Consider the following 13,327-nt stretch of genomic DNA (forward strand, 5'->3'; position numbering starts at 1 on the left):
GACCCGCCAAAACTCCGGGCGCGAGGGATCCCGCGCCCGGGAGCTTTCATCAAACCTGTTGCGGTTTCATGTCGTCTTTGTTGATGCCGGCGACTTTGACCGGCTTCTTCATCGCGTCGCGGCGGAAGGGTTCGCCCAGTTCCTGGTTGATCATCGCCTCGATCAGGGTGGTGATGCCGTTCTTCTGGTCTGCCACGGCCTGGTTCAGCGCGGCGGTCAGTTCGTCCATGGTGCGGGCGACGACGCCTTTCAGGCCACAGGCATTGGCGATGCCGGCGTAGGACACTTGCTGGTCCAGCTCGGTGCCGACGAAGTTGTCGTCAAACCACAGTGTCGAGTTCCGCTTTTCCGCACCCCACTGGTAGTTGCGGAAGACCACTTGGGTCACGGCGGGCCATTCCTCGCGGCCGATGGCGGTCAGCTCGGTCACCGCGATGCCGAAGGCACCGTCGCCCGAGAAGCCCACAACTGGCACGTCCGGGCAGCCGATCTTGGCGCCAACAACAGCCGGCAGACCATAGCCACAGGGACCGAACAGGCCGGGGGCGAGGTACTTGCGGCCTTCCTCGAAGGACGGATAGGCGTTGCCGATCGCGCAGTTGTTGCCAATGTCGGACGAGATGATTGCCTCTTTCGGCAGCGCCTGCTGGATCGCGCGCCACGCCATGCGGGGGCTCATCCAGTCGGGCTTGTCCGCACGGGCGCGTTCGTTCCAGGTGGTGCCGGGATCGTCGTCCTCGTGGGTCATCTCGGTCAGCTGCTGGGCCCAGGCCGATTTCTTCTGCGCGATGCGGGCGCGGCGTTCGTCGCGGCCCGCGTCACCGGCAGTGTCGCTCAGCTGTGCCAGAATGCCTTCGGCCACTTTGGCGGCGTCGCCCACGATGCCCACGGTCACGGCTTTGGTCAGGCCAATGCGGTCGGGGTTGATGTCGACCTGAATGATTTTCGCATCCGACGGCCAGTATTCCATGCCGTAACCCGGCAGGGTCGAGAACGGGTTCAGGCGGGTGCCAAGGCACAGAACAACGTCTGCTTCCTTGATCAGCTCCATCCCGGCTTTCGAGCCGTTATAGCCCAGCGGACCTGCAAACAGCGGGTGCGAGCCGGGGAAGGCGTCGTTGTGCTGGTAGCCCACGCAAACCGGGGCGTCCAGACGCTCGGCGAGCCGCTTCGAGGCTTCGATGCCACCCTTCGATAGGACAACGCCTGCGCCGTTCAGGATCACCGGGTTCTTGGCGTCCGAGATCAGCTTGGCCGCTTCAGTCACCGCGTCAGCACCGCCCGAGGGGCGCTCAAACTCAACAATCGCCGGCAGATCGATGTCGACGATCTGGGTGAACATGTCGCGCGGGATGTTCAGCTGCGCCGGTGCCGAGGCACGCTTGGCGTTCATGATCACGCGGTTCAGAACCTCGGCCACACGGGCGGGGTCGCGCACCTCTTCCTGATAGGCCACGCAGTCAGCGAACATGCGCATTTGTTCCATTTCCTGGAAGCCACCCTGGCCGATGGTCTTATTGGCGGCCTGCGGGGTGACCAGCAGCAGCGGGGTGTGGTTCCAGTAGGCTGTTTTCACGGCGGTCACGAAGTTGGTGATGCCGGGGCCGTTCTGCGCGATCATCATCGACATCTTGCCGGTCGCACGGGTGTAGCCGTCAGCCATCATCCCGCCCGAGCCTTCATGCGCACAGTCCCAGAAGGTGATCCCCGCATCCGGGAAAATGTCCGAAATCGGCATCATCGCCGACCCGATAATCCCAAACGCATGCTCAATCCCATGCATCTGAAGCACTTTGACAAACGCTTCTTCCGTGGTCATCTTCATTGTGACGCTCTCCCTTGAATTGGTGGTCGTGCGGCGAAATCGTTTCGTCCGCAGTATCGGTTTTCCTAGATCTTTTTAAGGCAGCGCGACCCAAAGCCTATAGGGCCAGTTGTCTCAGCTATCTGGCGCCAGATTTCTCAGCGGCTGCGATCTCGTCTGCGATCAGCGATATCCCTTGGGGAATGCGCGCAGCTGGGATCGAGCTATAGGCGATCCGATAGAAATTGGTGGGCTGATTGGGGCCGCGGAAGAAGGGCGTGCCGGGTTCAATCAAGACACCCTTGGCGTTGAGCTGCCCGGCCAGTTGGCCCATGTCCACCCCTTCAGGTGCTCGCATCCAGAAGGCCGAGCCCCCAAAAACGCCCCGTCCAGCAATGCTCAGCCCTGCATCGTCGATGGCTTGATTCATCACTTCGCGCCGCTCCTGATAGGCGCTGCCCATCCGGCGGATCAGAGCGTCGTAATGGCCCAAAGACAGGAAATAGGCGACGGTGCGTTGGATCAGGCCGGGCGGGTGGCGCAGCACGGCGGATCGCAGGGCGCGGGCTTCGCGGATGAAAGGTTCAGACCCGACCATGTAGCCAAGGCGCAGTCCCGGAAACAGTGATTTCGAGAAACTGCCCACGTAGATCACCCGCCCTTCGCGGTCCAAGGACTTCAGTGCGGGGGAGGGGGGCTTCAGGAACGACATCTCGAAATCATAGTCGTCTTCCACGATCACAGCGTCCAATTCCTTGGCGCGCGCGAGCAGCGCCTTGCGGCGTTCGATCGGCATGGTGGCCGTTGTCGGGCTGTGGTGACTGGGCGTCGAGAAAATCACGTCTGTGCCATCGGGCAGGGCCTCGGGTGGCAGGCCGTCGCGGTCGACGGGGATGTTGACCAGATGGCAGCGGCTTTGGGTCAGCACGTCACGCAGCGAGTAATAGCAAGGATCTTCAATCGCAGCGGTCCGGCGCTGGGTCAGCAAGATCTGCGCGGCCATCCACAGCGCGTTCTGTGCGCCCAAGGTGATCAGGATTTCCTCTGGTCGGGCCAGAATGCCGCGACGCGGCAGGATGTGGCGGGCGATGAATTCGATCAACTGCGGATCGTCCTGATCATAGTAGTCGCCCATCATCACTTCATGGTCTTTGTGCCCCAATGCGCGAAGGGCACATAGGCGCCATGCGTTGTGGTCAAAGAGTTTTGGGTCGGCCTGCCCATAGATGAAGGGATACTTCTGTTGCCGCCAATTCTGCGGCTTCTTGGGTGTGCTGCCCCCGGTAAAGTGGTTGCCGATGGCGCGATGCCAGTCGACCTTATCCTCGCCGCGGGCGCGGGGTTGGAAGCTGGGCGGTTCTGGTGCGTTTTCCGACACATAGAAGCCCGACCGCCCTTTAGAGGACAAGTAATCATTCGCCTGAAGTTCGGTATAGGCCAGCGTAACCGTGATCCGACTGACCCCAAGATGGGTCGACAGTTTTCGGGTCGAGGGTAGCTTTTCGCCACGGGGCAGGCGTCCGGACAGGATCGCCTCGGCGATCATTTGCTGGATCTGCGCTTGAAGGGTGCCCTGGGCGTCAGGGTCCAGAAAGAATGTCTCAACAGGTGCTGCCATAAAGGGCACCTTATATTGGACCTAGTTGGGGTGCAATCTGGATATACTCTACTTCTCAGCGATTGGACGAGATCCAGGCTGACATCAACCCAGCATCGCGAAAGCATTCGTCCGGGACCGACCGGCGCTTGGCGCGCGCGATACGCTCGGCATATGCTACTTGTTTCGAGGTCGCCCGTGTGTCGCGAGGCTGTGTGGCACGGGCTTTCAAGCGGGCCTGATGTTCGCCAATCCAGCCTGACAGGGCAGCACGATCTTGCGCCACGTCTGCCGGAATCGCCGCGCCAAGCTTTGACGCGATCGCGCGGGCATAGTCCGTCTGTTTCGGCGTCGGGGGCAGGCTTCTGGGCTGGGCCATGGCGCGTTCCTTTGTTCACATCGAGTGAGAACAAATATAGAACAAAATGGTTAATTGTCCAGTCCTGCCGGATCACGGGATGGTGAACGCCCTTATTTTCTTGGCTTTTCAAGCCGCCATGTCAGGTTTGCTCGGACGGCGGGCCATTCCGACGCGATGATCGAATAGACCGCTGTGTCGCGCAGCACCCCGTTGCCCTGATCCATGTGGCTGCGCAACACGCCATCCAGTTTGGCGCCCAGTCGTTCAATCGCGGCCCGGCTTTGATGGTTCATGAAATGGGTGCGGAGCTCGACCGCGATACAATTCAAGTCGTCAAAGGCGTAGGTAAGAAGCAGCCGCTTGGCTTCGGTATTCAGCGGGCTGCGTTGGACAGATGTGCGATACCACGTCGATCCGATCTCGACCCGCTTGTTGGTGGCGTCGATATTCATGAAGGTCGTCATGCCGATCGGCGTGCCGTCTGGCGTCATCACGCAGAAGGGCAGCATTGATCCCGCGTCCTGCAGAGACAGGCGCCGGATGATTTCGGCCTCCATGTCCTCGGGCTTGGGGATTGAGGTGTACCATAAGCGGTGCAGCTCCCCGTCTGCACAGGCCTCTTTCAAAGCTGGTGCATGGTCCAGGCTGAGGGGGGCAAGCGTAACGTGAGTGCCGGTAAGGGTAACGGGGGCTGGCCACATGATACTGATCCTTTTGTTGAACCTGATCGTGATGCGAAAAAGGCGGCCCTGTTTCCAGAGCCGCCTTTGAACTTTTTGACCAGTCCAATTTAGGAGCGATCAGCCAAAGACCTTGGTCAGAGCGTTGTCCACGGCTTCGCAAATCCGGTCGATGTCCTGTTCGGTCGCGATCAGAGCTGGGCTGAAGCACAGCGTGTTGTTGCGGCCGGGCAGCGAGCGGTTGGTCGCGCCGATGATCACGCCCTGCGCTCCGCAATCGGCAACAACGGCACCGACTTCGGCTTCCGAAACCGGTTCCTTGGTCTCGCGGTCTTTGACCAGCTCGGCGCCCAGGAACAGACCCTTGCCGCGCACGTCGCCGATGACAGCGTGCTTTTCGGCCAAAGCGTTCAGGTTCGCCATCATGCGCTCGCCCATCTTGGTGGTGTTCTCCAAAAGGCCCTCGTCTTCGATGATGCGCAGGTTTTCCAGCGCGGCGACGGGACCAGCGGTGCAGCCGCCGAAGGTCGAGATGTCGCGGAAATAGCCCATCGGGTCCGAGGCATCTTCTTTGAACATGTCAAACACGCGCTCGGTGGTCACGCAGCAGGCAATCGCCGCATAGCCCGAGGCCACACCCTTCGCCATGGTGACGAAATCGGGCTTGATGCCATAGTGCTGATAGCCAAACCATGTGCCGGTACGGCCCAGACCGCAGACGACCTCGTCGATATGCAGCAGGATGTCGTATTTCTCGCAGATCTCCTGCACGCGCGGCCAGTAGCCTTCGGGCGCTTCGATGACGCCACCGCCTGCGGTGATGGGTTCAAGGCACAGTGCGCCAACGGTTTCCGGACCTTCGCGCAGGATGACCTCTTCAATCGCGTCAGCAGCAGCGCGGCCGAACTCGGCACCCGACAGATGCTCCAGTCCCAGCTCGTGCTTGCGGTACTCCATGCAATGCGGCACGCGGATGAAGTCCGGTGCGAAGGGGCCATACTGCGCGTTGCGTTCGTCCTGACCGCCGGCTGACATGGTCGCAAGGGTCGAGCCGTGATAGTCGCGGTCGCGATACAAAATCTTGGTTTTCTTGCCGCCATAGCGCTTGTGGGCGATCTGACGGATCATCTTGAAGGCCTTTTCGTTCGCTTCCGAGCCCGAGTTGGTGATGTAGACACGGCTCATACCCGGCATCTTTTCGATCAGCTTCTCAGAGAACAGCGCGCCGGGGATCGAGCCCGCAGCCGCAGCGAAATAGTTCATTTTCACCAGCTGGTCACGTACGACGTCAGCGATGGTTTCGCGGCCATAGCCCACGTTTACGGTCCAGACGCCACCCGACACGGCATCGATGTATTCTTTGCCGTTCTGGTCCCACACGCGCATGCCTTTGCCTTCAACGATGATGCGGGGATCACCGGTTTCAAAGGGCTTGTGCTGGGTCAGGTGGTGCCAGACATGGGCCTTATCGGCCTCGACTACGTGGCTGATATCGTTTTCTTTGATTTGACCGTCCATGACGTCCTCCGGTGCTGAAGGTTCCCCGTGCGAAGCGGGCCGTGGGAACAGAGATTCTTTGATCAAATATCTTCTCGGAAATCGCAAACGAAAATAGGGCCAGCCCGCTATTAGATTATATCCAGAATTAGTGCGAAACCGCGAGCTGCGCGGGGCTAACTGGTTGGCTGCCATTGAAATATAACACGGAATGCGCGCGAAAGCTGGAATTCCCTGCAGGATTTGCTTAACTGCCCGCATGGCTGGACAAACCGAAATCGTGCTGAATGCAATCCTGACATCGATTGACAGGGGCGAATTGTCGCCCGGCGAGGCGATCGACGAGAACGCGCTGATCGCGCAATACGAGGTTTCGCGCACGCCTTTGCGCGAGGCGTTGCTGCGGCTGGAAGCGATGGGATTGGTCACGCGCCCGCCGCGCAAAGGAGCTGTGTTGTTCAAACCCAGCTTTGAAGAATTTCTGTCCATTCTCGAAGTGAACGCCCAGCTGGAAGGGCAGGCGGCAGGGTTGGCTGCGCGTCGGATCGGGGCCGAAGATGGGGCTGCCCTGATGCAGATCGTCGAGGCTTGCGAGGTCCATGCGCGTGACAAGGGGGATGGCGATCCAAACGGCTACTACACCCTAAATCTTGCCTTCCACAAACAGGTGGCCGAGGCGGCCGGGAACCCATTCCTTCTGGACATGATCAAGATGAACGGGCGCAAGCTGATCGCCTATTACCGCGCCCGCTATCGCAATCCCGGCGCAATTGCAGAAAGCGCGCGCGAGCATCGGCAGATTGCCGAGCTGATCCTTGCCCACAAGGTGGACGAGGCGCGCGCCCTGATGACCGAACATGTCCTGTTCGACCGCGTGACTGTGACGGATCTGCTGGCCGCGCTGGGTTAGCCTTGCGCGTTCGCGTGCTCGAAGAACCTGACGATCCATTCCGCGAACTGAGGGCCGTCCGCAGGCTGTGCAAGTGAGGTACGGGCGCGTGCGATCACCTCCGCGGGCTTTTCGCCTTCCAACTCATCAATCAAGGCTGCAATGAAGTCTGGCGTCATTTCCGGATGGTTTTGCGTGGTGAAGACGTGATCGTCGATACGGAACCCGCCGATGGGGCAGCCTTCGGAGGTCATGATATTGGTTGCGCCCTCGGGCATCTGGGTCACTTGCTCGATATGCGCACCATACAGACGGAATCGCTGTGCCTCGACCCACGGGGAGGGGGTGCTGATACCCATCTGAGTCGAGCCGAAAACCCAGCCGCCGGGGTTCGCTTCAACCTTGCCCCCAAGGGCTTTCGCAATGGCTTGATGCCCAAAACAGGCACCGAAGAGCGGGGCCTTCTGGGCGTGAAGGGTGCGGATCAGATCTGACAGCTGCCCGACCCACGCGTCATCGTCATGCACCGATGCCGGGCTGCCGGTGATCACGAAACCATCAAAGACCTCAAGCTCTTGCGGGAAGTCACCATCCTTTACGGAAAAGGCCACATAGTCCCAATCCGGGCGCTGGTTCGCCAACAACGTGGTCCATTTCTCGCCGTCCTTCGGGTGCTGATCGGCAAAGCTGCTTTCATCGGTGTTTGCCATCAGAATTGCGATGCGCATGATTTCGCCCTTTACATACTTAACATGTTCCTTAATATATTTATAGACGCGCTAAGTACAATATAAAAACGCCACGGAGGTGCGCATGACCGTTTGGACCCCACAGGATGATGGATTTGCGGATCTGTCCAGCCACGACACCTTCGTGAATGGCGCCCCGCACAACACCTTTGCGCGTCTGCGCCGGGAAGACCCGCTGAGCTGGACCGATTGGGACGGGGGCGAGGGCTTCTGGAACGTGGTGCGCCACGCCGACATCACCGAGCTGAACCGGAACTACGAGCTGATGTCCTCGGCCCGCGGGATCCGGATGGAGGACCAGACATACGAGGAATATCTGGCCCGCCGCACCTTTCAGGAAACCGATCCGCCCGAGCACATGAAGACCCGTGTGATGGTGGGGAAGGCGTTCTCGCGCCCTGTGGTCGCCGGGTTCGAGGATCAGATCCGCGAACTGTGTCACCCTATTCTGGATGCGGCGCTTGAGACCGGGACGTTCGATGCCACCAAGATGATTGCACGTCAGCTTCCTATGATGATGCTGGGCCGGATCATCGGCACCCCGGACGAAGACCTGCCGTGGCTGGTCGAGAAGGGCGACGCCTTGATCGCCAACACAGACCCGGACTTTACCGATCACGTCTTGGACAAGATGGAGACGGACGAGTACCGCATGATGCCGTTCAACTCGCCCGCCGGAGCCGAGCTGTTTGACTATGCCAAGCGCCTGATCGACGAAAAGAACCGCAAAGGCGACACGGATGGCGTGCTGCATATGATCATGCAGCCGGACCGCGACGGCCATGTGATGCCGGAACAAGAGTTCCGCAATTTCTTCTGTCTGCTCGTGGCGGCTGGCAATGACACCACCCGCTATTCGATTGCTGCGGGCATTCAGGCGATGGCGCATCAGTCCGAACTGCTGGGTCAGATGCAGGACGGCGGCGACATTTGGGCTACTGCGCCCGATGAAATCATCCGCTGGGCCACGCCCGCGCTCTATTTCCGCCGCACCGCGACGCGGGATCACGAGATGCATGGGAAGCAAATCAGAGAAGGCGACAAGGTGCTGTTCTGGTGGTCCTCGGCCAACCGCGATGACGAGGTCTTTGACGACCCGTTCCGCGTTGACCTGCACCGCAGCCCCAACCGCCACATGTCCTTCGGGCAAGGCGGGCCGCATGTCTGTTTGGGCATGCATCTGGCACGGCTTGAGGTGCGGGTTTTGTTCGAAGAACTGGCGAAACGCGTGAAAATGGTGGAACCTGCCGGGGACCACAAATTCCTACGCTCGAATTTCGTGGGTGGGATCAAGGAATTGCCTGTCACCATGCAGGCCAAATAACCCCAAAAGGGGCGACCCGGTTCACCGGGCAGGGAGGATACATGAAAGATCGTTTGCGGGCCTTGTGGCTTGATCATCTGAGCATACTGCGCGGCAAATATCTGCCCGGCTCGAAAATTGGCACCGGGGACACGCGGTTCTGCCGGTCCACCTATGGCGTGCACTACGACAAAGACCTTCTGGACGCGCCGGGCGCGATGATGAAACAAGGTCTGCCGGATATGGAGCTGCGCTGGCGGGCCGAAGACATCCGTGAGGGGTGGGAGGCCTCGACGCAGATTGTCATCGGTGACCTGTATGACCAAGACGGCGTGCCGCTGGAGCTGTGCGGACGGCAAGCGCTGAAGCGCGCCATTGCAGCGTGGGAAGAACGCGGCCTGACCCCGATGGTCGGGATCGAGCTGGAATGTTTTGCCCTGATGGCCAACGAGATCGGCCGCCTTGTCCCCTATGACGCGCCGGGTGGCGTGGTCTATGGTACAGGACCGTTTACCGATCCTCTGCGGTTCACAGATGATATCTGGGAACGCGCCGAGAAGCTGGGCTTTAATCTCGAAATGATGACGGGCGAATACGATAGCCCTCAGTTCGAGTTCACGCTGACCTTTGATGAGGCGCTGAAACATGTGGACGACATCGTGCTGTTCCGCCAGATGGCCCGCGAAGTTGCGCTGGAGCACGGGCTGGTCCTGACCTTCATGCCGAAGCCAATTGCCGAGGCGGGTGGCTCGGGGATGCATATCAACTATAGCTTCCGGGACCGTTCGGGCGGCAATGCGCTGGACAACGGACCCGTCGGTGGGCCGGATCATATGAATGATCTAGCGCGCGGCTGTATCTCGGGCCTGATGCATCATCACAAGGGGCTTGCCGGGCTGGTCGCACCCACGACGAACTCCTACCAGCGTTTGCAGCCGGGATCGCTGTCGGGCTACTGGCGCAACTGGGGCGGGGATCACCGCAATGTCACCACCCGGATTTCCGGCGAGGGCGGTGCGAAATCGCGGTTGGAGCACCGGATGGCAGACGCGACAGCAAATCCCTATACGGCGGTGGCGGCGGTGTTGCAGGCGTCTCTGTTGGGGCTCGAGAATAACTATCCGCTTGGACCTATTGAAGGCGGCGACGGATTTGATCGCACCGAGGCCAAGGAGGGCACGGCGGTGAACCTGAAAGCGGCGATGAACGATCTGGAGGCCGACACCGTGTTGGGCGACCGTGTTGGCCGTTTGCTGGTCGATAACCACATTTTCATGAAGCGCAAAGAGGTCATCAAGACCCGAGACCTTGAGGGCGACGGGCTGCGCGATTTCTATGTGAACTTCGTCTAAACGAAGAAATAACAAGGAGATACGAGATGAAAGTAACCTGGGTCTTGCCTGGGGGCGAGGAAGTCGTGGCTGACGTCCAGACGGGCGTGAACCTGATGGAAGCCGCTACAGCGAACAATATCGCAGGCATTCAGGGCGAATGCGGCGGCTCTCTGTCCTGCGCGACGTGCCACGTCCATGTCGACAGCGATTGGCTGTCCAAAACCGGCGAAAAAGGCGACTTCGAAGAGGCGATGCTGGACATGGCAGATGGCGAAGTGACCGACGCCTCGCGTCTGTCCTGCCAGATCGAAGCGTCGGATGATTTGGACGGTATTCGGTTAATCGTCCCGGTCTAAACCCTCGGTGATCCGCCCATGTGCTACACTTGTGGCAAAGGGAGGATCACATCATGCAACTCGGAGCGTTCTCGGTCAGCCTTGGCGTCAAGGATCTGGCCGCGTCGAAGGTGTTTTACGAGGCATTGGGCTTCACCGCTTATGCCGGCACGGAAGAACATAACTATCTGATTATGAAGAACGGCGACACACTGGTGGGGCTGTTCCAAGGGATGTTTGAAGGGGCGATGCTGACCTTCAATCCTGGCTGGGATCAGAATGCCACCAATGTTGATCCGCTCGACGATGTGCGCGCGATTAAGGCGCGGCTTCAGGCGGCGGGGATCGCGGTCACGCAGGAACAGGGTGGGGCTGAGGGGCCGGGCAGCTTTGTCGTTACCGACCCAGATGGCTTCCCGATTTTGATAGATCAGCATAGATAAAGGCCGCCCGGTTGGGGCGGCCTTTGGTTGTTTGAGAAAGCTTTAGACCGCGGCGAAACCCGCTTTCAGCGCGCTCAGAATGGTCTGAACGTCGTCCGAGGTCAGGACCAGAGGCGGTGACATGATTACGTTCGGACCCGAGACGCGCACCATCGCGCCGTTCTGATAGGCGACCTCTTGCAGGGTGCCGATGGTCTTCTTGTCGATTGGCGCTTTGGTTGCGCGGTCCGAGACCAGCTCCAGCGCACACATCAACCCATGACCCCCACGCACGTCGCCAATGATGTCATGCTGCGCCGCCAGCTCTTGCAGGCCCGCAAACAGCTCGGCCCCACGGGCGGCGGCGTTTTCGTTCACCTTCAGGCGCATGGTTTCTTCCATGCAGGCCACGGCTGCGGCGGCACCGACAGGGTGTCCGGAATAGGTATAGCCGTGACCAATGGCAGCCGCGCCGGTCGTATCTTTTTCAAAGGTTTCAACCACGTGGTCGGCAATCATCACCGCGCCGAATGGGAAATAGCCGTTGGTGATCGCCTTGGCGGTACACATGAAATCAGGCTGCACGCCCCAATACCGGCTACCCGACCAGCCGCCGGTACGACCGAAGGCGGTGATGACCTCATCCGCGATCAGCAGAATACCGTGCTTCGAGCAGATCTCGCGCACGCCCGGCATGAAGCTTTCATGGGGCGGGATGACGCCGCCTGCGCCCAGAATGGGTTCCATGATCATGGCGGCGATGGTGTTTGCGCCCTGGAATGCGATCTCGTCTTCCATCGCTTGCAGGCAGAGCTGGGCCAAACGCTCGGGGTCTGTTTCGTTGAACGGGTTGCGATAGGTGTAAGGCGCGGGGATATGATAGCAGCCGGGCAGAAGCGGCTCGTATTGGGTGCGGAAATTGGCGTTCCCATTTACCGATGCGCCGCCCATATGGGTGCCGTGATAGCCCTTCTTCAGGCTCAGGAACTTGGTCCGACCGGTGTCGCCCTTCACCTTGTGATACTGGCGCGCAAGACGCAGCGCCGTCTCCACGCTGTCCGATCCGCCCGAGGTATAAAACGCTCGCGTCAGCCCGTCCGGCGCGAAGAAGTCGCGCAGGATCTCGGACAGCTCGATCACTTTGTCATTCGTGGTGCCGCGGAAGGTCGAATAATATGGCAGGGTGTCCAACTGCGCGGAAATCGCATCCTTGATCTTCTGGTTCGAGAAGCCAAGGTTCACGTTCCACAGCCCGCCCACTGCGTCGACGACCTCGTGCCCGTCGACGTCCTTGATCTTCACGCCAGAGGCGCCAGTGATGATGGTTGGCGGGTTCTGAAGGCTGTCGGCGGGATGCGCCATTGGATGCCAGAGCGAACGGGCGTTCTTTTCTTTCAGAAAGTTGGAATCTTTCATGTCAGCTCGCTTTCTACAGGAGAGTCTGTGGGGTTGATTTTTGGAAAACTGTCAGGCGGGAAGCCCCCAAGCACGCGCGTGGTACGGCGGGCAGCAAGGGCAAGTTCGGTTTGGATCGTGGCACGCAGCTCGTCCGTCATACGCGAGACCGGGGCTGCGACGGCCATCGCACCGATGCACTGCGATCCGGCGTCGAAAATCGGCACGGCATGGGAATAGACATCCCGTTCATAGCCACCAATCGACCACGCCATCCCACGTTTGCGAATCTTCGGCAGCAAAGCTTGAATGGCTGCGGGATCGGTGACGGTTTCGGGGGTGCGCGCGACCAGTGGTTTGCTGAGAATGGCGTCGACGAACGGGGCGGGCGAGAAGGCCAAGACGGCCAAGCCCGAGCCAGTCGAGTGCAGCTCGAGCACCTCGGCATCTTCCATCATCACCATCGTGCCGTGCTTATGCGCGTAGCTGTAGGTGAGGTTGGACAGAACCTCTCCGTTTAGGAGCGACATATGCGAGGTTTCGCCTGTCAACTCGCTGAGTTTTGTCAGCTCAGCCAGCGCCAATTCGCGCATCGGAACAGCTTTTTCGCGCAGAGCTGCGAGTCGCAAAAAGGCGGGGCCAAGGCGATATTCCCGACCCGCGCCGACCTGCTCAACGAATCCATGATCGGCCAGTTCGCCCATCAGGCGATAGACAGTTGCCTTGTTCATACCTGATAGGCGTGCCAAGTCACTTAGCCCGATTTGAGATTGGGCGCGGCTGAAATAATTCAGCAATGACAGGGCTTTGGATGCTGTTCCCATGGGGCCTTCCGGTTGGGTTCTGCCCATGGTCGCAAGCGTCCTGTGCAGAAATTCGTTCATATGTTCATTGTTTTGTTGACAGGAATCACTCCCGTCTGTCAATCTATTTTAAAACCGATGGTTCAAATAATGAACCG

The 13,327-nt window shown here is 59.8% G+C and carries 13 protein-coding genes; 5 read left to right on the top strand and 8 right to left on the bottom strand.

Features of this window, described 5'->3' with window-relative positions:
- Positions 1-49 precede the first annotated feature (49 nt).
- From xsc to EOL43_RS05005, 5 genes are all read right to left on the bottom strand, one after another.
- Entirely contained in the window at positions 50-1,825 is a 1,776-nt protein-coding gene (gene xsc / locus EOL43_RS04985; RefSeq protein WP_133486171.1) for a sulfoacetaldehyde acetyltransferase, read from the bottom strand.
- Between the two features lie 118 nt (positions 1,826-1,943).
- Positions 1,944-3,422 carry a MocR-like pyridoxine biosynthesis transcription factor PdxR gene (pdxR, locus tag EOL43_RS04990; protein ID WP_133486173.1) on the bottom strand — a complete coding sequence of 493 codons (1,479 nt, stop codon included), beginning with the start codon at positions 3,420-3,422 and terminating at the stop codon, positions 1,944-1,946.
- 55 nt (positions 3,423-3,477) lie between these two features.
- Positions 3,478-3,780: a hypothetical protein gene (locus EOL43_RS04995; protein WP_133486175.1), complete on the bottom strand. Its 303-nt coding sequence runs from the start codon at positions 3,778-3,780 to the stop codon at positions 3,478-3,480.
- A gap of 92 nt (positions 3,781-3,872) precedes the next feature.
- Entirely contained in the window at positions 3,873-4,463 is a 591-nt protein-coding gene (locus EOL43_RS05000; protein WP_133486177.1) for a GNAT family N-acetyltransferase, read from the bottom strand.
- Between the two features lie 99 nt (positions 4,464-4,562).
- Positions 4,563-5,960 (bottom strand): aminotransferase family protein, encoded by a 1,398-nt coding sequence (locus EOL43_RS05005; protein WP_133486179.1) that lies wholly within the window; start codon positions 5,958-5,960, stop codon positions 4,563-4,565.
- A 238-nt stretch (positions 5,961-6,198) separates the two neighbouring features.
- Between EOL43_RS05005 and EOL43_RS05010 the strand changes: the two genes are divergently transcribed.
- On the top strand, positions 6,199-6,849 hold the full coding sequence (locus tag EOL43_RS05010) for a GntR family transcriptional regulator (RefSeq protein WP_133486180.1): 651 nt from the start codon (positions 6,199-6,201) through the stop codon (positions 6,847-6,849).
- Here EOL43_RS05010 and EOL43_RS05015 read toward each other — a convergent pair.
- Entirely contained in the window at positions 6,846-7,556 is a 711-nt protein-coding gene (locus EOL43_RS05015) for a type 1 glutamine amidotransferase (RefSeq protein WP_133486182.1), read from the bottom strand. The two genes, EOL43_RS05010 and EOL43_RS05015, sit on opposite strands and share 4 nt — an antisense overlap.
- Before the next feature lie 85 nt (positions 7,557-7,641).
- Between EOL43_RS05015 and EOL43_RS05020 the strand changes: the two genes are divergently transcribed.
- Genes EOL43_RS05020 through EOL43_RS05035 form a run of 4 tightly spaced genes read left to right on the top strand, consistent with a single transcriptional unit; the run spans position 7,642 to position 10,992 of the window.
- On the top strand, positions 7,642-8,901 hold the full coding sequence (locus EOL43_RS05020) for a cytochrome P450 (protein WP_133486184.1): 1,260 nt from the start codon (positions 7,642-7,644) through the stop codon (positions 8,899-8,901).
- Between the two features lie 41 nt (positions 8,902-8,942).
- The gene (locus tag EOL43_RS05025) at positions 8,943-10,232 is read left to right on the top strand and encodes a type I glutamate--ammonia ligase (protein ID WP_133486186.1); all 1,290 of its coding nucleotides are present in this window, start codon (positions 8,943-8,945) and stop codon (positions 10,230-10,232) included.
- 26 nt (positions 10,233-10,258) lie between these two features.
- Positions 10,259-10,570 (top strand): 2Fe-2S iron-sulfur cluster-binding protein, encoded by a 312-nt coding sequence (locus EOL43_RS05030; protein WP_133486188.1) that lies wholly within the window; start codon positions 10,259-10,261, stop codon positions 10,568-10,570.
- 53 nt (positions 10,571-10,623) lie between these two features.
- On the top strand, positions 10,624-10,992 hold the full coding sequence (locus tag EOL43_RS05035; RefSeq protein WP_133486190.1) for a VOC family protein: 369 nt from the start codon (positions 10,624-10,626) through the stop codon (positions 10,990-10,992).
- A gap of 42 nt (positions 10,993-11,034) precedes the next feature.
- Here the strand turns inward: EOL43_RS05035 and EOL43_RS05040 are convergent, their stop codons facing one another.
- On the bottom strand, positions 11,035-12,387 hold the full coding sequence (locus EOL43_RS05040) for an aspartate aminotransferase family protein (RefSeq protein WP_133486193.1): 1,353 nt from the start codon (positions 12,385-12,387) through the stop codon (positions 11,035-11,037).
- A complete protein-coding gene (locus EOL43_RS05045) occupies positions 12,384-13,250 on the bottom strand; it encodes an IclR family transcriptional regulator (protein WP_338068768.1) in 867 nt (288 codons plus the stop codon). Before EOL43_RS05045 ends, EOL43_RS05040 begins: the two co-directional genes overlap by 4 nt.
- Positions 13,251-13,327: the final 77 nt, after the last annotated feature.

Source organism: Aliiroseovarius marinus (assembly GCF_004360145.1).
Classification (GTDB): domain Bacteria; phylum Pseudomonadota; class Alphaproteobacteria; order Rhodobacterales; family Rhodobacteraceae; genus Aliiroseovarius; species Aliiroseovarius marinus.